This is a genomic window from Bacillus massiliglaciei, from assembly GCF_900098925.1.
Lineage (GTDB): Bacteria > Bacillota > Bacilli > Bacillales > DSM-1321 > Peribacillus > Peribacillus massiliglaciei.
Map to the genome: position 1 here is coordinate 208109 of NZ_LT622357.1, position 19038 is coordinate 227146.

Here is a 19038-nt window from a genome sequence, read left to right on the forward strand (position 1 = left end):
CTCCTTTATAAAGCCAAATATACTGTTGTTTATGTTATGATATTTTCTGATTTTTTACAATAGTATATTATTCATCTAAACCCAAGTTTCCTAAAAAAAACAAAACCCGCACAGCTATTGTACGGGTTTTTTGCATTAGGCACCATTGCCGATAATTTCAACCTTTTCGACAAACTCCAGGGCACGGAGCCGGGTCAGCAGATGATCAATGGATCTTGTCATTTCGCCTGTATTGAGCGAAAGGGTGACATTGGCCCGGCCCTGCATCGGGATGGTCTGATGAATCGTCAGGATGTTGCAGCCAGAAGAAGCAACGACTCTGAGCAGCTCGGACAGCGTCCCTGAGCGGTCTTCTAAATAAAAGAATAATGTAATCAGCTTTTCTTTCACCACTGTGTGAAACGGAAAAACAGTATCACGGTATTTATAAAAGGCGCTTCTGCTCAGGTCTACCTTCTGCACGGCATCCCATACCGAATCCGCTTTGCCCCGTTCAATCATTTCCTTGGCGGCAAGCGTTTTCTGCATCGCCTCCGGAAGGACATCCTCCCGAACGAGGAAAAATTTTTTATCAGTCTTTTCCAACTCGATCCCCCCTGCTGGTGCCCTTTCATTCCTTAATCTACAAATTCAAATTCATATTCCAGGATGCGTACGATATCTCCGTCCTCTGCTCCGCGCTTACGCAAAGCTTCATCCACGCCAAAGGAACGGAGCTGTCTCGCAAAACGGCGTACAGAATCTTCTCTTGTAAAATCGGTCATCTTGAACAGACGCTCGACCTTGAAGCCGCTGACAACAAAGCTGCCGTCCGGCTCACGTGTAATATCAAATTCCTCATCCTGTGATGCATGCTTGTAAAGCACACGGTGAACCCCTGTTTCCTCACTTTCATGGTTAAGCGGGAATTCAGGCGTCTCTTCAAGTTTATCTGCAACCGCAAAAAGAAGCTCACGGATTCCTTCACGGGTCACGGAAGAAATCGGGAAGATTGGATACTCTTCTGTCAGTTTCTCCTTGAATTGTTCCAGATTTTCCGATGAATCCGGCATATCCATCTTGCTTGCCACAATGATCTGCGGACGCTCCGTCAGCCGAAGATTGTATTCCTTCAGCTCTTTATTAATCGTCAAATAATCCTCATACGGATCCCTGCCTTCTAACCCGGACATATCGATCACATGAACAATTACTCGCGTTCTTTCGATATGGCGCAGGAATTGATGGCCGAGACCGACACCTTCCGAAGCTCCTTCGATCAGTCCTGGCAGATCGGCCATGACAAAACTCCGGTTATCTTCCGTTTCAACAACGCCCAGATTCGGAACAATTGTCGTAAAGTGATATTCCGCAATTTTTGGTTTAGCGGCGGAGACTACAGAAAGAAGAGTAGATTTCCCTACGCTCGGAAAACCGACCAAACCAACATCAGCCAGTACTTTCAATTCCATAATGATGCTGCGTTCCTGACCAGGTTCTCCATTCTCTGCAATTTCTGGAGCCGGGTTTGCAGGAGTTGCAAACCGGGAATTTCCGCGGCCGCCTCTTCCTCCCTTGGCAACAACAGCACGCTGTCCATGCTCGACTAAATCAGCCAATACTTCCTGAGTATCTTCGTCCTTCACAACGGTGCCAGGCGGAACCTTAACGACCATGTCCTGAGCGTTTCTGCCATGCTGATTCTTGGACATCCCGTGTTCTCCCCGCGGTGCCTTGAAGTGGCGCTTATAACGGAAGTCCATCAATGTGCGAAGTCCTTCTTCCACTTCGAACACCACATTTGCGCCGTTTCCGCCGTCTCCGCCCGCAGGTCCTCCCTTAGGAACATATTTCTCACGGCGGTAAGCTACCATACCGTTTCCGCCGTCTCCACCTTTAACATATATTTTGACTTGATCGACAAACATACTATCACTTCCTTGTTCTCTGTAGGTAAATCTTGCTGTTTACCTCTTAATCGTCTCTAGGTTTATATCCATTTGAAACGAAAGCTCATCCGGCCCGCATTCCAGCTGCCGAATCGCCCGCTGCTCTCTTGATGACTGTTTCAGGAAACGGATCACCTGGTCCTTATCCTTTAGCTTGCCCTGCAAATGAAAGTCCCATCGGCCATTGCCTTCGTTTTTAAAAATGGATATGGTTAATACATTTTCTATATGGCAGTCCAGCTGCTCCGCCAGAATATTGAAATAGCCGCTTGTCCACGAAGCGATCATTTCATCCAGCTCCTTAGAGCCCTCAATCATGTCAACGACTTCATAATCGCATTGGAAAGAGGATTGCTGCCAATTGGCCGTCAATAATAATTCCACAAACCGCGGCATCTCCAAATTGGAAAGCCGTGCTTCCTGCTGGGCTTCCATGATGATTTCATCAATGATTCCCTTCACACGGTCCAGCTTGTTCAGCTCAAGATTCCCTTTGATAATCTGAATTTTATTCAGCCAGTCATGACGCGACTGGCGCAGCACATCTACCGTTGTCCACTTTTTCTCCATATTTTCAGCACCTACAATTAAAATAAATCAGCTCTCACTAAAGCCACTTTTTGGTTGCTTCTAAGTATATCAAAAAAAACATGCTTGATAAATGAATCCAAATTCATCTGTTTTTTATCCTGGATGCCGTCGTGCAAAGGGCACAAGCAGCCGTCCATCATGCCCTTTGAGCGGCGGCAGAGCTTTTTTAGGCCATAAGGCCTCTCAGATGAAGTCCGCCTCAAACTGACCGATCCTTTCATCCTATAAGAAGCAGGCAAAAAAACCGGCCCCAAAAATAAAGGACCGATTCCCCCATGCACAATATATTGCAAACCTCTATACAACGTTGCGATATATTATGTTGATCTGGAAGGAATCAGCCCTTTTGAGCCAGTTTGTTTTCAAAGATGCTTATTATGCTTCTTGTGCAACTGGATATACGCTTACTTTTTTACGGTCACGTCCGAAACGCTCGAACTTAACAACACCGTCTACTTTTGCATATAGTGTGTCGTCTCCACCGCGGCCTACGTTCTCACCCGGATAGATTTTTGTTCCGCGTTGACGGTAAAGGATAGAGCCGCCAGAAACGAATTGTCCGTCAGCACGCTTAGCGCCTAGACGCTTAGAGATTGAATCACGGCCGTTCTTTGTAGAACCTACCCCTTTTTTGGATGCGAAGAACTGAAGATCTAATCTTAACATTTGTTCCACCTCCTACTTATTAAGGATCACTTTCATGTATTTACCATAGTCCCGTTCAATGGTCTGCAGCGATACGAGCATTCCTTGGAGAAGCAGATCAACCTTTTCCGCCGATTCCTCGGAAATATCCGAGGGAATCGTGCATTGAAGATAGCCGCCGTCCCTGCCCTGCTCAATCTCAGGCTCCACATCCGTTAAGGACATGATTGCATTGACAGCCCCGAAGGAAACCGCGGATGCGCCTGCACAGACAATATCTGAACCCTTTTTGGCAAAATCGGCATGTCCGCTCATGGAAAACGAAGCGATTCGTCCCTGCGGAGCATTAATGTTTACTTTAATCATCTGAATCAGCCTTACGCGTTGATCGCGTCGATTACAACTTTAGTGTATGGTTGACGATGACCTTGCTTTTTACGGTTGTTTTTCTTCGCTTTGTATTTGAAAACAGTGATTTTCTTTTGCTTTCCTTGTTTTTCGACAGTACCTGTTACAGTAGCGCCGTCAACTAGTGGAGCTCCGACTTTCACGTTTTCGCCGCCTACGAATAAAACTTTGTCAAATGTAACAGTTTCGCCTGCTTCAGCGTTCAATTTTTCAATGTAAACTGCTTCGCCAGCTGCTACTTTAATTTGTTTACCGCCAGTTTCAATAATTGCGTACATACTTGCACCTCCTTGAATGTCTCAGACTCGCCAGTCATAGGCGTTCTGCCATAGGCAAAAACTTACGACCTATGATGTGCGGTTGTAGCACGGGTGCTACAAACATAACATTAAAAGTCTAACATGGGGATCCTCTGCCTGTCAATATGTTTAACCAGTAAAAAATCCGCGGCCTCTCAGTGTCTCTGAATGCTGCCGCTTATTTCTTCCTTGCTCCCAAACCGTTTGATCCGGTAGCCGTTTCCTTGATGATCGGTCAAAGTAAGGAAGAGTTTTTTGGCAATCATTTTCTCTAATGCGTCCCGATGTCTTTCATTTTCACCGAGAAGGGCGCGGGCTACATCCTGGTTCGTTTCCACCCAGACTGCTTCTTCATCTGTCAGACGGCGCTCGAGCAGCTCACGTTCAAGCCGGAAAGCCGATGCCTCCGGACTTTCGACCGCACCCTCGCCGCCGCAGACCGGGCAGGGCGATGTCAAGGTTTCCCGTAAGGACGGCTTTCCTTTTTTTCGGGTCAGCTGCAGGATTCCAAGCTCTGTAAACCCCAGCACCTGCACCGGCATCTCATCCGGACTCACCGCTTCCTTTATCGTCTCAGCTATCTGGCTCCTATGCTTGGGATCCTCCATATTAATGAAATCAATAAGAATGATACCGCCGATATTCCGAAGCCGGATCTGACGTGCTGCTTCTTTTGCTGCAAGAAGATTCGTTTGATAAATGGTCGCTTCCTTCTCCATTTTTCCTGTGAATTTCCCGCTGTTAACATCAATCACGGTAAAAGCCTCTGTTTCCTCAATGATCAAATAGGCCCCTTTTTCAAGCTGCACATCCCTTTTCATAGCCGTTTCAACAGCGGCATCCAGCTGATAAACGGAGAAAATATCCTTCGGTCCGGATTCATGGGTAATCCGCCACCCTGAATTCTCTGCCGCTTTTGAAAGATACTGAAAGGCTGCAAAATCATCGACAGCCAGTTCACCCTCATCGCCGCGCATGATTTCTTCTGTCAGGCTTTCCAGGAAGCTGTCCCTTTTATATAGCAAACCCGGAACCTTTTTCATTGCCGCCGCTTTCCTTTCCAGCTCCTTCATACGGTTTCTGAGAGACTCAAGCATTTCTCCGAATTCTGTTTCTGTCCGATTCTCCATAGAGGTCCGGATAATAAAGCCCTCGCCTTCCTTTTTATGCAGAAATGCCGTTTCGCGCCATTTCTTTTGCATACGGGGGCTGTTAAATTTCTTTGATACGCCGACATAGCCGGTTCCATAGAGATATACAAGCGATTCTGATGTCAGTTCAATCAGTCCTGACAGCTTCGCGCCCTTTGTGCCTGTTTCATCCCGCTTAACCTGTACCATCAGCTTTTCACCCTGGTGAAGATATTGGCCGATCGGCCGGTTCTTTTTATCCGGACTTTTATCCAGCTGAAAGGAGGGAAGCTCATCTCGGTGCAGAAATCCGTGTTTTTCAGCCCCGTAATCAATAAAGGCCGCATCCATGCCCGGCAAGACCCTGGACACTTTCCCAAGATAAATATTCCCGACCTCGCTTTCTTGACCCGGCGGCATCATTTCCAATTTAACAAGCTGATTTCTTTCCATTACAGCATACCTCTTTTCCCGGGAAGAGAGGCTGGCAATTATTCTTTTCATAAAAAAACCCTTTCCTTGTCCAATTGGCCGTTTTCTAAAACAGCAATCAGAGCTTTCCAGGAAAGGATATCATATTTAATAGGAATATAATAGGTCACCAATTCTCCCTCTCGTCATTTTTTCGGTGAAATAGGCATGCAAAAGCTCTGTCTCATCCAGAGACCCGCTTTCCTTCCCTTCTTTCAGAACAATGATCGGATGCTTGCAGCCCCTTCTGAATAGTTCCAGCACCTTGTAGATTTCTTCATTTTCATCCACCTTGATCGGCTTAAGCTGGGCAAGGTCCCCGCTTCTTCCATAATGCCGCTGGAGCAGAAAACGAACAAAGGCAAAATAGCGCTGTCTCCATTCCATTACAAGCGAAAACATCAGGAAAAAGCCAATGATCCACATATTCAGGTTCAGCGGGGCTGCGGCGGCCACAATAATGAACAGCAGTGCGGTAAACCCGGTTGATAAGTATAGAGTGTATTTATGCGCATCGATAAAAGTGTGGAGAAAGGAAAGGCCGACAAAAAGAAGCCTCCCGCCATCCAAAGGATAAATCGGCAATAAATTGAAGATAAGAACAGCTGCATTCATATAAAGGAAACGATCATACATGTCCGGAGATATGAGTGACAGAGAAGCCGCTAAATAGGCTGCTCCCATCATCCACAGATGCTGAAAGGGACCGGCAAGAATCACAGCCACATCTTCTTTCAGGTTTTTGTTTCCATACTCCTCGGTCTCCATGGCTCCGCCAAAGGGAAGCAGCAGGATGGATTTTATTCTCCATTTAAAGTGCCTGGCACAGACAGCATGACCCATTTCATGAATAAAAACGATCGTAAAGAGCATGAAGAGCTCCGTAAAATGCGCTGTCAGAACGGCAGCCCCGGCAACAAACCAGAGGGTGGGATGAACCCTGATTTTCAGCAGCAGGCCGGCGTATTCATTCAAAAGAAATCACCTTTTTAGGATCGATAAAGGCTCCGTTTTCGCGAATCGCCAGATAAAACTTTCCTGTCGCATGATCATCGCTGGCCGTCACTTCCCCAAGCTCGCTGCCTCTCTTCACAAACTCGTACAGGCTTACATCAATTGATTCCAGATGCCCGTACCATGACTCACTCTTATTATCATGCTGGATGATGACCGTTTTTCCCAAGTCTTCTTTCTCACCGGCAAAGATGACAACCCCCTCCTGCAGGGCTTCAACTTTCTCTCCCGTGCTGGTTTGCAGGATAATTCCCTCCCCGTTCGTTTCAAAACTCTGTGTGATTTTTGCAGCTGCCGGAAGAGCGTAGGAGTCTTCTTCCAGTTCCTCTGTTTTCTTTTGTTCAGGCAAAAAAGCAATCGGTTTGCCAAAGGCACCTTCATACCAGTTCGAAATCGAAGCAAATTGGAAGTCCCGGTCCATCGTCCCCTGGACAAATCCCCGAGCCGCTTCAAGTTTGGCTGAAGGATGCTTGAAAATGACGGCAATAACCATAAATAAACAAAGGGCTGCGAGCACCTTAAAAAAGAAGTGTTCCTTTTTAAATAATGGATGAGACGGTCCTGCCGATGATCCCTCATAGTCCGGAAAATCATTCATTCCATACTCCATGTTTACATGCTGATCCAATACATCCCTTGCCGCATTCTCCGTCTGAAAACTGCTTGTCTTTCTCCTCTTGGCAATCCGGTCCTGTATCGCCTTGCGTCGTTCGTCCATTCCTCCATCCCCCTTGCACAGTCATCGCTATATCTCCATTTTATGAGCAACTTGTCCAGTCTATGACCGGAAAGATTTTTGCAAGAGGATCATTTCATGACTCCGCCTTCAGCTCCTGCCAACCGTCGAAAGAGGCTGGATAAAAATGAAAAGCACCCCATTTCTCACAGAGAAATGGGGTGCTTTTCACTTATGCTGCATGAACTTCCGTGTTTAGGAACACTTTCCGGGAGGACGGTCAAGCCAATAGGCTCTCCTCTGTTCCGCCAGGAAGTTCCCTTCGCTTTAATCCATTCAGAGTGTATCTCATTCGTCTCCCATTTATAAGATCTTTCTGCTGGGTATCCAGTTTCTTCTTATTAATGGAGTCGTGTTAAACCTTTTATGAGCGGCTTCCCGCAAAGAACCTTTTCAGTCTTGCCATTAATCCCTTCGGCTGCTCATCAAGCGGCATCAGCGGCACGGATTCTCCCTGGATTCTTCGGGAAATATTCCGATAGGCGATGGAAACTCGATTATCCGGATCATATGCGATCGGCTCTTTCCGGTTCGCTGCAACAATAACTTGATCATCGTCCGGGATAATACCGAGCAGATCGATTTTCAGAAAATCCGTTACTCCGTCAATATCCATCTCTTCATCTTCATGAAGCAAATGTCCCCGGATCCTGTTGATGATCAATTTAGGAGGATCGATATGCTCTTCTTTTTCAAGAAGGCCGATAATTCGGTCCGCATCCCTTACAGCAGGCCTCTCAGGAGTAGTGACAATAATGGCCTTGTCTGCGCCGGCAACCGCATTTTTAAATCCCTGTTCAATTCCTGCAGGGCAGTCAATGATGACATAATCATAATCACCCTTCAATTGACCGACCAGATTGATCATCTGCTCCTCATTGACAGCAGATTTATCACTGTTCTGCGGAGCTGGCAGCAAGTACAGCAAATCTTCAAAATGCTTGTCTTTAATTAGAGCCTGATGGATTTTACAGCGGCCTTCCACAACATCGACCAAATCATAAATAATTCGGTTTTCAAGCCCCATAATGACATCCAGATTGCGCAGTCCGATATCCGTGTCAATCAAACAAACTTTTTTGCCAAGAAGAGCTAAAGACGTGCCCAGATTTGCGGATGTGGTCGTCTTTCCGACGCCGCCTTTTCCAGATGTAATGACAATTGCCTCTCCCACGATTAGAGTCCTCCTTCTAATCTATTTAAATTCGGTCTATATTTCTTCAATACATGAAGCTTATCTATCTCGATTTCATTCTCGCCGTTGATGAAGGCACATTCCATATCATGGCCCTGCTTTTCATATTCATCCGGTGACTGGCTGAGCAAGCCGTCAATCCGAAGCATGGCCGGTTTCATAACAGAAGCAGCGATGATGGCTTCTCTGTTGCCCTGGCATCCGGCATGAGCAATTCCGCGAAGCTGGCCCATCACATAAATGCTTCCTCCCGCCTTCACTGTCGCAGCTGGATTCACATCGCCGATCAGAAGCAAATCGCCGGGCACCTCGATAATTTGGCCGGAACGGATCACTCTGGCAAGAGTGGTCACTTGGTTTTCATCATGAATCCGGCTGGCTTCTTCCTTCGTCAAAACGTTCGATATGACTTCATCGATCACAAGCTTTTTCTTTTTGCTGATGATTTGTTTTATCTTTGTTTTCTGCTCCTCATTCAGATACCGATTGCCTGTATGTACTTTTACTGAGATCAACGGATCATTCTCTTGAAATTGATAGTTTTCAGAGAGCTTATTTTCCAGCTCCTTCAGCAGTTCAGAGAATGAACAAGAATCATCGAGATGAAGCATAAAGCCATTTTTTGTCCCTTTAATCATAACATTTTGCTGAATTCTTTTATTCATGACGCTAGTTTCACCTCAATGAAATATAATTCGACACAGGAAAACAAATTCCCTTTTTCGTCTTTTTAAATGACTGTTTTCGCAAACTTTACTTTGGAACAAGGAAGATGTCCGCAGCAATCTCCGTCATCCATCTATTCCGCGATGAATTTCCAGCTCCAATCAAAAAAGGGAAATTCGCTTGCCGTCCGGCCGATTACTCTGCTTCTCTCCGCAAATCCAATCTTTCCATCAGCCTTTTCAGCGGATAACAGAAAAGGAGAATGAATACGAAGTTCAGCAGCAATGTTGGCAAGAGCCGGCTTGTCAAAAATTCACCGAAATTCATAGCTGTGAAGGAAAGAACCACGTTTATTTCGTAAGAAACAAGCTCGATGACTCCGACAAAAAACAAGGACACTAAACAAACGACCCAAAGGTTCATGTGCAAAACCCTCATCAGCTTGGATAGCAAATAAGCTAAGAAAGGAAGCAAGAACATGTAAACGCCCAAAATTTCCGTATAGACTACATCATATCCCAAGCCCAAAATGGCCCCATAAATCATTCCATACTTTCGCGAACCATAAATCGTCACAAAAAACAGGAAAACAGCCATAAATCTTGGAATGAGAAGAACATGATCTCCGAAATTCGCAAAAAACTGGGCGAAAAATCCCTCAAATACAAAAAAAATCAAAGCAATGACAGACAGGATGAAATGCTTCATTCAGCTTCATCCTTTCCATCATCCTCTGTGGGTTCTTCAGCTCCCACTTCACGCTGGACGACCATTACATTATTAATATCGTAAAAGTCCGTTGCCGGCTCAATATAAGCTGTCTGGTTCAGACCGTACTGATCTATCTTCACGTCCACAACCTTTCCGATCGGCAGTCCTTTCGGGAAGATTCCTCCATAGCCAGAGGTAATGACGAGAGAATTCTTTTTGATTTTCTTATCATAAGGAATACGTTTCATCAGAAGCTGATTTTTCTCACTGTCAAACCCTTCGATTACACCGAAAGCATTCTCATCTCCCTGCACAATCGCTGATATCCGGTTTGTTTCATCTGAAGAACTGATCAGCTGAACGGTTGATGTGAATTGAGTGGCACTTTTCACCTTGCCGATTAAGCCTTCTGACGTGATAACCGCCATGTCTTTCTGAATGCCGTTCAAGGTTCCTTTATTGATGGAAAGCATTTCATGCCAGCGTTCAGGATTTCTGCCGATAACGGTAGCCTGAACCGGCGTATATTTCCTTAAGTCATCTTCTTTCCCCAATATATCGCGAAGTTCTTTATTTTCATTTTTCAGATCCTGCACCTGTGTCTTCAATAATACATACTCATCCAGGCGTGCCTTAAGCTTTTTGTTTTCTTCATATGTATTTTGAAGATCACTTAAATCCTCGAAAAATCCAGTTACCCCTGATACCGGTTTGCTGAAAATATTTCCTACAAAGCCTGTCGTATCTTTCAAAAAACGTTCCGGCCAGGATAATTCCTCTCTCTCCCTCAGCGAAAAGCCGATCAATGCCACGAGAACGATGATACTGACAAGCAAGAGAAGAAGTTTCTTATTTAAAAACTGTGGCATGACTTGCACCTCTATTATTCTAATTTACTTCGTTTCACACGTGCTAAACAACAGGAGGCCGGCTCAAGCAGCCTTTCAAGCTGAGCCGGCCTATCAGCAACCTTAACGGGAATCTTTAGTTTTTGTCTTGAACAGATTAATATGTTCAAGCGCTTTTCCGGTTCCGATGGCCACACAGTCCAAAGGATTGTCCGCAATCCATACCGGCATCTGTGTTTCTTCGCTGATGACTTTATCCAGGTTGCGAAGAAGAGCACCGCCGCCAGTCAGGACAATTCCCCGGTCCATGATATCTGCACCAAGTTCAGGAGGCGTTTTTTCCAGTGTGTTCTTCACAGAATCTACAATGGCTGACACTGTATCATGAAGCGCCTTGGAAATCTCATCTGGTGTAATCTCGATTGTTTTTGGAAGACCAGTCAAAAGGTCGCGTCCCCGGATTTCCATATTTGGAATGTCTTCCGTATCTCCGGCTGAACCAATTTCCATCTTAATGGCCTCTGCCGTACGTTCCCCGATCATAAGGTTATAATTCTTACGGATATACGTGATGATCGCTTCATCCATTTCATCACCGGCAATCCGGATAGACTGGCTGGTTACGATTCCGCCAAGCGAAATAATCGCCACTTCAGTCGTTCCTCCGCCGATATCCACAACCATGCTTCCAGTCGGTTCCCATACTGGAAGATCCGCACCAATGGCTGCCGCAAAAGGCTCTTCAATCGGATAAGCATCACGGGCGCCGGCCTGTCTGGCAGCATCGATAACAGCACGCTGTTCAACAGCAGTAATGCCTGACGGTACACAGATCATAACATTCGGCTTGCTGCCAAAAACGCCCTTTTTCTGTGCTTCGTTCATATAATATTTGAGCATTGTGGATGTAGTTTCATGGTCAGCGATTACGCCGTCTTTCATCGGGCGAAGTGCCACGACATTTCCCGGTGTCCGTCCAATCATATTCTTTGCATCGTTGCCGACTGCAACAATCTGTTTCGTATCCGTCTGAACAGCTACAACCGATGGTTCGCGCACTGCTACGCCTTTTCCTTTTACATAGACCAGCGTATTGGCTGTTCCTAAGTCAATTCCAATATCTCTTGCACCAATTCCAAACATTCTGGTATCTCCCTTTCGTAAACAATCTGCTTTATCATATCAATTTTGTTATTTTTTGACAGAATATGCCATTGAAAAAGTTTCCTCTTTTAAAAAACCATAAACAATATTATAGCTCATCAAGAAACATTTTAATAGTGTCATAAATAACCTTTTTCCTTCAGGCTGACGTATTTGTGCTCACCGATAATAATATGGTCTAAAACCTCAATCCCAATCAGTTTACCACATTCGACCAGTCTTTTGGTCACTTCAATATCTTCTCTGCTTGGCGAGGGGTCGCCCGAGGGGTGATTATGAAGACAAATGATAGAGGCCGCCGACCGGCGGAAGGCTTCTTTGAAAACCTCTCTGGGGTGTACGATAGAAGCATTCAGGCTTCCTATAAAAACCGTACGTTTGTGAAGGACTTGATTTTTCGTGTTTAGATACAGACAGACGAAATGCTCTTGAGTCAGGAACCGCATTTCTTCCATACAATAGTTGGCTCCGTCTTCCGGTGAGCGGATCACATAGCGATCCTGATGAAGAAGCTTGTTAATTCTGCGGCCCAGCTCGACGGAAGCCAGAATCTGAATAGCTTTTGCCTCACCGATTCCTTTAATCTGGGTCATTTCCTCTATGGATGCATCCTTCAGCAGGCGGAGCCCGTCAAACGTCTGAATCAGTCTGTTTGACAGCTGCAGAACCGATTCTTCCTTCGATCCTGTCCTCAGCAGCAAGGCAATCAGTTCTTGATTGGACAGGCTTTCAGCCCCCTCCTGGATAAAGCGCTCTCTCGGCCTTTCTTCTTTTGGAAAATCCCTAATCAGCATACATTCCCATCCTTCCTCTTTTCATGAGGAAATGCCAGCTGCAGATCAGCCTTTAACAGCCGGCATGCATGGACTTCAATTCACGGGAAAGTCGTGCGACCGGCAGGCCGACCACGGTGTAATAATCGCCATCCAATTTTTTGACGAGCAATGAACCATACCCTTGTATACCATAGCTGCCAGCTTTATCAAACGGTTCACCACTGTCCAGATAACGGTCAATTTCAGCTTCTGACAGTTCCCAAAAAGTCACTTTCGTTTTTTCGGCAAAAACTTTTTCGCGGCTTCCCTGGACAATCGCTGCGCCTGTACAGACATAATGGTCACGCCCGGACAGAGAAAGAAGCATTCGCTTTGCATCTCCGCGATCTGCCGGTTTGCCCAAAATTTCACCATCCAGTACAACAACCGTGTCAGAGCCGATTACATAGTTTGATTCATGTGACAGAGCCACAGCCTTCGCTTTCCGAAGGGCCAATTCCTGCACGACCTGTTCGGCAGGTGTGCCTGGTTCAAAATCCTCGCTGACATCCGCAGGAACTGCCTCAAACGGGATTTGAAGAAGGCGAATCAGTTCTTTTCTTCTTGGTGATGAAGAAGCTAAAATCAATGGCTGCATATTGTTCACCTTTCCTTAGGGAGATACAAGTATATCCTATCAAATAAGATTCTCATTCACAAATATTGTTTACAAAAATCGACGGGGAGCAACAGATTAAGAAAAAGCTCGCACAAAATAAAAACCATCACATTTCCCGCGGTGAATGAAAGGTGATGGTTTTCGCTTATGCTCATGAACTTCTGTTTGTCGGCGCTTCCCGGTTATTTCTTCGCTACCATTGCTGGATTTCGCCGCATATCCCTATACTATTTCCCGGAAAATCTTTTATTTTCCTAATGTCTGGTACTGTTTTAAATAGAGTAATAAATTCCCCTGCGCTTCCAGTAATTCTGCCTCACTGTCTGAAGAACTGAGCTCAGCTGCTGCGGTAAGCTCCTTCTTCATCCCATCCGCTCCCTTCGGAAGATTCTTCGTTTCGACAGAATCAATCGCTTTTTTAGCGGTTTCGATATCAGCCTCTGCTTTCTCTCCCCTCAGTCCTGACGCCGAGATTTCAGCAAGCTGATGAAAGGCCGTGTCCAGCTTAGCCATCTCTTTTTGCTGGGCTTCATTCAGGGAACCGCCGGTTTTGAAGTCCAGTTCCTTCCAATACACATCAGCCCCTTTCGCCTTTTCTACCTGGGCTAACGCTTTACTCGCCTCCAGATCTTCCGCTGCTCCTATAAAGAGATAATAGCTGTCCTCCGCTTTAAACACTTCAGCCGGCAAATCCAATGCCCTGACACTTTCCTGAATTTCAGCAGCTGCTGCTTCACTGCTGAAAACCCCGCCTTGTACTAAAAATGCCTTTAAGCCGCCCTCCGCAGTTCCCGCTGGTTTTTCTTCCTGGCTCCCCTCATTAACTGCAGGCACTGTAACCGCCGCCGGGACGTTTTTTGTCTGCTCTTTCGTGACCATTTTAATCGCAAAAAGACCGGCACCCGTTCCTAAAACAATGGCACACAGAATCGCCATGACCGGTTTTTTCAGTTTCTGGAACCTGCTTCCGTTCAATGTAAAAATCCCAATGCCCGCTTTCTTCTTTTTCGGGGCCGGGACAGGCAAAAGCACCGGATCATATTCCTGTTTTGCTGTGTCAGGCAGGATCCATTCAAAACTTTCCTCTTCCTTGCCGGCCGGCTCCTGTTTTGGTTGATTGATGGGTTCGCTCTTTTTCTGGACGCCATTTATTTTAATGGTCATTCCCTTTTTTAAAGCAGGCTTGTCCAACTCTCTCCCTCCTTCTCTTTCTCGTAATTTTTCTCATCCTATCATAATGAAAAAGAAAAAGAACAAGACTTTTGTCGTCTTGTTCTCAATAGCTTTCGTCATATTATACGTTCCTATAAAAAAGGTCCGAACGATGGCTGTTTTCCCGGCAAAAAATCCGAGGGATTCCCTGCTTTCTAGTAAATTGTCTGCTAGTTAGTTAGAAAAGCAAGATACCATTCTAATAGATCCTGTCCCCAAAAAAGAGCTGTCAGCGTGCCAAGCACAATAAACGGGCCAAACGGAATCAAACTTTTCTGCGGTATTTTGCCGGCGGCCATTCCGAGGAGACCGAAGAATGCTCCATAAAAAATAGATAACACAAGAGCAAGCAGGACTGTCTGAGTTCCAAGGGCGAAACCTAACACACCAAACAGCTTGATATCACCGCCGCCCATGCCGCCTTTGCTGATAATGCCAATTAAAAGCAGGATACCGAAACCAGCCGTTAGTCCTAATAAAGGGTCCCACCAGGGATCAAGCGGCAGTATTGCATGCAGCACTAAAAATAGCGCCATAAAAAACAGAAGAATGGTATCTGGTATAAGCATATACACGATATCTGTAACAAAAATGATCATCAACAGAGAAATAAGGGTCCAGACCGTCCATAATTCGCTTGTCCACCCAAGTAAAAGCGGGGCAGCAGCAAACAGAATGCCTGTCGCAAGTTCAATAAGAGGGTAGATGGGGGAAATCGGCTTCCTGCATCCCCGGCATTTACCTGCCTGAAAGAGGAAAGAAGCAACGGGTATTAACTCGAGAGGTGTAAGAGTCTTGTGGCAGTTCGGGCATGCGGACCGGCGATTCGCGAACGGCTTCTGTGCTGGAACACTCAAGGCGACAACATTGTAGAAGGAACCCAATAGCAGGCCAATTAGGAAGAGTAAGAGAATTGCCATTTATTCGCACTGACACTTCTGTGGATGCGATAGATCATGCCATTTTTCCAGATTCCGAATATTCCGATTCAGAGACCCGCATTTCCTATCCATCTGTCTTTCTTTCATCCATTTCCCTCCTTCATATTTCTGGTTTCTCTGTTCTCCATATAAAGCCTCTATACTATGTATAGTCGGATAGCAGCCGAATAGTACTCCCTTTTACTGTTCGGTTAACAGACTGTCAGGTTCTTCTGCTGACTTTTGACTATTTTTATAAAAGAAATAAAAATAGTCTATTGTACTCAGCCTATTCCTTATTTTAACAAATCTTCACAAAATAGTCATCTACTACATTCATTAATCCGTTCATATCTATTCGCAGGGAGCTAGATGTCAGGTTCATCCCTGAAATGGACATCCATGCTGTATAAGTAAAAAAGATATCAAACTTCTCTGGTAGAAATTTGATATCTTCTATGTATCTGCGCCTCTTATTTTTGAGCAGCAAAGAGCGGCCGTACAAGCATCAGAAAGTGAAGAGAACCCGTAATTACCAGAAGGGCATTTTCCTCTTCTGCCGCTTTCAGTCCTTCTCTTATTGCCTGATGCCAATCCTTCCAAGCCTGGACTTTATCGGATTGAATTTGATTTAATTCCTCAAGGCTTGCAGCCCTTTCATGCTCAAATTCTGTCAGGATGATGCTTTTCGCCTCTTTCTCCAGCTGACGGAGCATCGTTTGATAGTCTTTGTCTCTGAAGGCACTGAAAACAAAGACATACTTTTTTCCGGGATAGACATCCTTCAATGTCTTAATCAGCACTTCCGTTCCAGCAGGATTATGGGCTCCGTCAAGCAGGACAGCAGGGTGTTCAGAAACCTCTTCAAAGCGGCCTTTCCATCTCGCCATTTCCACTCCCTTCTTAATCGCTTCTTCACTGATGGCAAATCCATATTGCTCTCGTATCACACAGGCAGCCGTTACAGCCAGTGCAGCATTATGGATTTGATGGGCCCCGAGCATATTAATTCTAAGATTCTCTGCAGAAGTCTTCCCGTATTGATAGGTGAACGTCTGGCTGCCTCCGCTCTGTTTGATATTTTTTACCATAAAGTCCCTTCCCATTTCGATACAGGAAGCTGATTCTGTTTTCGCTTTCTCTCTAATCACCTGGGCCGGCTCCTCTTCCGTCACCCCGCTGATAACTGGGATTTCCTTTTTAATTATCCCGGCTTTTTCAAAGGCGATTTCTGCAAGGGTATCACCTAAAATATTCGTATGCTCAAGTGAAATGGTCGTAATCACAGATAATAAGGGCTGAACGACATTTGTCGTATCCAAGCGCCCGCCCAGACCCGTTTCCAGCAGGACAACATCCGGGTTTTGTTCATGGAAATACTGAAATGCCGCAGCGGTTAAGATTTCAAATTGGGTCGGGCCTTTGCCCTCTTGGTCCATCTCCTCAACAGCCGGCCATATTTTTCGAAAAACCTCGACAAGTTCCCAATCCGTGATCATCTCTTCATTGATTTTCAGCTGCTCATTCAGGCGCTCCAGATATGGAGATGTAAAAGAGGCCGTCTTATATCCTGCCTGAATCAGAATTGCCTTTAAAAATTGGAGGGTCGATCCTTTTCCATTCGAACCTGCAATATGTATGTACTTTTGACCGTGATGCGGATTGCCGAGCTTCTCTAAAAGCAGAGACATCCGTTCAAGACCGAAATTCATGCCTAAGGCCGCCTGCCGATTATGTAAAAAACGTTCAATGTCGCCAATTTGACTAAACATCATCTTTCCTCCATCCGCTTTCCTAGAATATTATAATACGATACAATTATTTTCAGATTAAGACAAGCCGGCTGCATCTTTGCAGTTTTTATATCATGATAGAAAGAAGTGGTTTTTTGAACAGTCCACATTTAAGCTGCTGGATTATCGTCAATGGGTATTTGCAGCATACTAAGTTTTCTGATTTAGCCCTTTTTATAAAAGAAGCAGCGGTAAGAAAAGGCTTGAGCGCTGACATTATAAGAAATTCTTCCTTAATGCCCATGATTGAAGATGGCCGGCCTGTATTACGGGGGTCTTTTACCCGCCTTCCTGATTTGGTTGTCTTTATGGATAAAGATATTGCCCTTGCTAAGCATTTGGAAATGATGGGTCTTCCTGTATTCAATAAAAGCTCCGTCATTGAAACATGCGACAGCAAAGCCAAAACCCATCAGGCCCTGGCTGCATGCGGGATTCCGATGCCAAAAACCATTTTTCCCCCTTTCACCTATGAAGGGGTCGGCCGAACCGATTTACACCTATTCACAAAAATCGGACAGACGCTCGGCTACCCGCTCGTCGTGAAAGAAGCATATGGCTCCTTTGGACAGCAGGTCTACCTGATTCATTCCGAACAAGAATTGCAGGAACGTGTCATGGAGCTCGCACACAAACCATTTATTCTCCAGGAATTTATTGACACAAGCTTCGGCAAAGATATCCGCATCAATGTAGTCGGAGATCAAGCGGCTGCTGCCATGAAACGCACGTCTGCGAACGATTTTCGTGCCAATATGACGGCCGGCGGAAAGGCAGAGCCCTATACACCGACGCAGGAGGAAGAAGAACTCGCCATTCGCTCGGCTCAAATCCTTGGAGCAGATTTTGCCGGTGTCGATCTTTTATTCGGTAAAAATGGCCCGCTGCTCTGCGAAGTGAATTCCAATTCCCACCTTTTGCATTTATACGAATGTACAGGCATCAATGTGGCAGACAAGATGTTCGATTATATCGTAAAGGAGTTTAGGCGATGACTCTTACCGGATGGCTCATTTACCATAAAAACGATGCAGAGAAAAATAAAAGCTATATCCAGTGGATGCTTGAAGAAGCAAATGATCTTGGCATGGAAGTGCACCTTCTGTTCCGTGAAGACATCCAGGCGGGGCATGACAGGAACGGACTGAAGGTGATGCATCAGAAGCAGGCTGCTGAATGGCCGGACTTTGCGATTGTCCGCTGCATCGATCCCCTCTTCACACGCCAGCTGGAGCTTCTCGGCATCGACTGCTATAATTCTTCCTTCGTATCCGAAATGGCCAATCATAAAGCCCGGATGCATCAATATTTAAACACCTATTCGATTCCAATGATCGACACCCTGTATTGCGCGGGACATCCGTCCAAGGAGTCCGTTCCATACCGTTTCCCTTACATCGTGAAAGAAGTCCATGGGCGCGGGGGCCGCAATGTCTATATGATTCAAAAGGAAACAGAACTGGCAGCTCTTCCCGAAGGGCGGGACTGGCTGATTCAAAAGCCGGCTGTCACCGGACGGGATATCCGGGTTTTTGTCGTCGGCGGAGAAATCATAGCTGCCGTATTACGCGAATCTTCCAGTGATTTCAAAGCGAATTTCACTTTGGGCGGATCCGCTTCCCTCTATGCCTTATCAGAGGAAGAAACAGCCCTTGTCCGTAAAATCATCGGCGCTTTTGATCAGCTTGGGATGGTTGGAATCGATTTCCTCTTTGCGGAGGACGGATCCCTTCTGTTCAACGAAATGGAGGATGTTGTCGGCAGCCGTACCTTAAGTTCCCTGACCGATCTCAATATTGTCAGAAAGTATCTGCAGTTTATTAAAAGCAGACACAGCAAAAAAGGATGAACCGAATCGGCCCATCCTTTTTTA

General features: G+C 45.7%; 21 protein-coding genes and 1 other annotated feature. Of the genes, 2 read left to right on the top strand and 19 right to left on the bottom strand.

Annotation, left to right across the window (positions count from 1 at the left end; all coding sequences use genetic code 11):
- Positions 1-135: 135 nt before the first annotated feature.
- The 19 genes from BQ4305_RS06700 to BQ4305_RS06800 all read right to left on the bottom strand — a co-directional run bounded on the left by BQ4305_RS06700 (position 136) and on the right by BQ4305_RS06800 (position 17147).
- On the bottom strand, positions 136-585 hold the full coding sequence (locus tag BQ4305_RS06700) for an ACT domain-containing protein (protein ID WP_407640140.1): 450 nt from the start codon (positions 583-585) through the stop codon (positions 136-138).
- A 32-nt stretch (positions 586-617) separates the two neighbouring features.
- On the bottom strand, positions 618-1907 hold the full coding sequence (obgE, locus tag BQ4305_RS06705; protein ID WP_110927076.1) for a GTPase ObgE: 1290 nt from the start codon (positions 1905-1907) through the stop codon (positions 618-620).
- Between the two features lie 39 nt (positions 1908-1946).
- Positions 1947-2498: a Spo0B C-terminal domain-containing protein gene (locus tag BQ4305_RS06710; protein ID WP_110927077.1), complete on the bottom strand. Its 552-nt coding sequence runs from the start codon at positions 2496-2498 to the stop codon at positions 1947-1949.
- A 396-nt stretch (positions 2499-2894) separates the two neighbouring features.
- Positions 2895-3185, bottom strand: coding sequence for a 50S ribosomal protein L27 (gene rpmA, locus BQ4305_RS06720; protein ID WP_048688955.1), 291 nt, complete (start codon positions 3183-3185; stop codon positions 2895-2897).
- Between the two features lie 12 nt (positions 3186-3197).
- The gene (locus BQ4305_RS06725) at positions 3198-3530 is read right to left on the bottom strand and encodes a ribosomal-processing cysteine protease Prp (protein ID WP_110927079.1); all 333 of its coding nucleotides are present in this window, start codon (positions 3528-3530) and stop codon (positions 3198-3200) included.
- Between the two features lie 11 nt (positions 3531-3541).
- The gene (gene rplU / locus BQ4305_RS06730; RefSeq protein ID WP_110927080.1) at positions 3542-3850 is read right to left on the bottom strand and encodes a 50S ribosomal protein L21; all 309 of its coding nucleotides are present in this window, start codon (positions 3848-3850) and stop codon (positions 3542-3544) included.
- A gap of 13 nt (positions 3851-3863) precedes the next feature.
- Positions 3864-3944, bottom strand: a sequence feature (ribosomal protein L21 leader region).
- An 82-nt stretch (positions 3945-4026) separates the two neighbouring features.
- Positions 4027-5505, bottom strand: coding sequence for an Rne/Rng family ribonuclease (locus BQ4305_RS06735; protein ID WP_110927081.1), 1479 nt, complete (start codon positions 5503-5505; stop codon positions 4027-4029).
- Positions 5506-5580: 75 nt separating this feature from the next.
- Positions 5581-6447, bottom strand: coding sequence for a M50 family metallopeptidase (locus BQ4305_RS06740; protein ID WP_110927082.1), 867 nt, complete (start codon positions 6445-6447; stop codon positions 5581-5583).
- Entirely contained in the window at positions 6440-7204 is a 765-nt protein-coding gene (locus tag BQ4305_RS06745) for a M23 family metallopeptidase (RefSeq protein WP_110927083.1), read from the bottom strand. Before BQ4305_RS06745 ends, BQ4305_RS06740 begins: the two co-directional genes overlap by 8 nt.
- 382 nt (positions 7205-7586) lie before the next feature.
- Positions 7587-8396, bottom strand: a complete 810-nt coding sequence (gene minD, locus BQ4305_RS06755) for a septum site-determining protein MinD (RefSeq protein WP_110927085.1) — start codon at positions 8394-8396, stop codon at positions 7587-7589.
- A gap of 2 nt (positions 8397-8398) precedes the next feature.
- Positions 8399-9082 (bottom strand): septum site-determining protein MinC, encoded by a 684-nt coding sequence (gene minC, locus BQ4305_RS06760; protein ID WP_110927086.1) that lies wholly within the window; start codon positions 9080-9082, stop codon positions 8399-8401.
- Positions 9083-9278: 196 nt separating this feature from the next.
- Positions 9279-9791 (bottom strand): rod shape-determining protein MreD, encoded by a 513-nt coding sequence (gene mreD / locus BQ4305_RS06765; protein WP_110927087.1) that lies wholly within the window; start codon positions 9789-9791, stop codon positions 9279-9281.
- A complete protein-coding gene (gene mreC / locus BQ4305_RS06770; protein WP_110927088.1) occupies positions 9788-10663 on the bottom strand; it encodes a rod shape-determining protein MreC in 876 nt (291 codons plus the stop codon). The genes mreD and mreC overlap by 4 nt, the downstream gene beginning before the upstream one ends.
- A gap of 102 nt (positions 10664-10765) precedes the next feature.
- Positions 10766-11785: a rod shape-determining protein gene (locus tag BQ4305_RS06775; protein WP_110927089.1), complete on the bottom strand. Its 1020-nt coding sequence runs from the start codon at positions 11783-11785 to the stop codon at positions 10766-10768.
- 140 nt (positions 11786-11925) lie between these two features.
- Entirely contained in the window at positions 11926-12600 is a 675-nt protein-coding gene (gene radC, locus BQ4305_RS06780; protein WP_110927090.1) for a RadC family protein, read from the bottom strand.
- A gap of 52 nt (positions 12601-12652) precedes the next feature.
- Complete coding sequence (locus tag BQ4305_RS06785) at positions 12653-13219, bottom strand: Maf family protein (RefSeq protein WP_110927091.1); 567 nt, start codon at positions 13217-13219, stop codon at positions 12653-12655.
- 267 nt (positions 13220-13486) lie between these two features.
- Positions 13487-14431 (bottom strand): hypothetical protein, encoded by a 945-nt coding sequence (locus BQ4305_RS06790; RefSeq protein ID WP_110927092.1) that lies wholly within the window; start codon positions 14429-14431, stop codon positions 13487-13489.
- 191 nt (positions 14432-14622) lie between these two features.
- Positions 14623-15372: a prepilin peptidase gene (locus BQ4305_RS06795; protein WP_110927093.1), complete on the bottom strand. Its 750-nt coding sequence runs from the start codon at positions 15370-15372 to the stop codon at positions 14623-14625.
- A gap of 473 nt (positions 15373-15845) precedes the next feature.
- Positions 15846-17147, bottom strand: coding sequence for a bifunctional folylpolyglutamate synthase/dihydrofolate synthase (locus tag BQ4305_RS06800; protein ID WP_110927094.1), 1302 nt, complete (start codon positions 17145-17147; stop codon positions 15846-15848).
- 113 nt (positions 17148-17260) lie between these two features.
- On the opposite strand from BQ4305_RS06800, the gene BQ4305_RS06805 reads away from it, so the two are divergent.
- Both BQ4305_RS06805 and BQ4305_RS06810 read left to right on the top strand, forming a co-directional pair.
- A complete protein-coding gene (locus tag BQ4305_RS06805; RefSeq protein WP_234396891.1) occupies positions 17261-18160 on the top strand; it encodes an ATP-grasp domain-containing protein in 900 nt (299 codons plus the stop codon).
- Positions 18157-19014 (top strand): ATP-grasp domain-containing protein, encoded by an 858-nt coding sequence (locus BQ4305_RS06810; protein ID WP_110927096.1) that lies wholly within the window; start codon positions 18157-18159, stop codon positions 19012-19014. Before BQ4305_RS06805 ends, BQ4305_RS06810 begins: the two co-directional genes overlap by 4 nt.
- The last annotated feature ends 24 nt before the right edge of the window (positions 19015-19038 follow it).

Coding starts and splice junctions, on each gene's coding strand:
- BQ4305_RS06775 (WP_110927089.1), bottom strand. CDS start 11,785: ATGTTTGGAATTGGTGCAAGAGATATTGGAATTGACTTAGGAACAGCC.
- BQ4305_RS06785 (WP_110927091.1), bottom strand. CDS start 13,219: ATGCAGCCATTGATTTTAGCTTCTTCATCACCAAGAAGAAAAGAACTG.
- rpmA (WP_048688955.1), bottom strand. CDS start 3,185: ATGTTAAGATTAGATCTTCAGTTCTTCGCATCCAAAAAAGGGGTAGGT.
- BQ4305_RS06710 (WP_110927077.1), bottom strand. CDS start 2,498: ATGGAGAAAAAGTGGACAACGGTAGATGTGCTGCGCCAGTCGCGTCAT.
- BQ4305_RS06735 (WP_110927081.1), bottom strand. CDS start 5,505: ATGAAAAGAATAATTGCCAGCCTCTCTTCCCGGGAAAAGAGGTATGCT.
- BQ4305_RS06800 (WP_110927094.1), bottom strand. CDS start 17,147: ATGATGTTTAGTCAAATTGGCGACATTGAACGTTTTTTACATAATCGG.
- BQ4305_RS06795 (WP_110927093.1), bottom strand. CDS start 15,372: ATGGCAATTCTCTTACTCTTCCTAATTGGCCTGCTATTGGGTTCCTTC.
- minC (WP_110927086.1), bottom strand. CDS start 9,082: ATGAATAAAAGAATTCAGCAAAATGTTATGATTAAAGGGACAAAAAAT.
- radC (WP_110927090.1), bottom strand. CDS start 12,600: ATGCTGATTAGGGATTTTCCAAAAGAAGAAAGGCCGAGAGAGCGCTTT.
- BQ4305_RS06745 (WP_110927083.1), bottom strand. CDS start 7,204: ATGGACGAACGACGCAAGGCGATACAGGACCGGATTGCCAAGAGGAGA.
- BQ4305_RS06725 (WP_110927079.1), bottom strand. CDS start 3,530: ATGATTAAAGTAAACATTAATGCTCCGCAGGGACGAATCGCTTCGTTT.
- BQ4305_RS06810 (WP_110927096.1), top strand. CDS start 18,157: ATGACTCTTACCGGATGGCTCATTTACCATAAAAACGATGCAGAGAAA.
- mreC (WP_110927088.1), bottom strand. CDS start 10,663: ATGCCACAGTTTTTAAATAAGAAACTTCTTCTCTTGCTTGTCAGTATC.
- rplU (WP_110927080.1), bottom strand. CDS start 3,850: ATGTACGCAATTATTGAAACTGGCGGTAAACAAATTAAAGTAGCAGCT.
- obgE (WP_110927076.1), bottom strand. CDS start 1,907: ATGTTTGTCGATCAAGTCAAAATATATGTTAAAGGTGGAGACGGCGGA.
- mreD (WP_110927087.1), bottom strand. CDS start 9,791: ATGAAGCATTTCATCCTGTCTGTCATTGCTTTGATTTTTTTTGTATTT.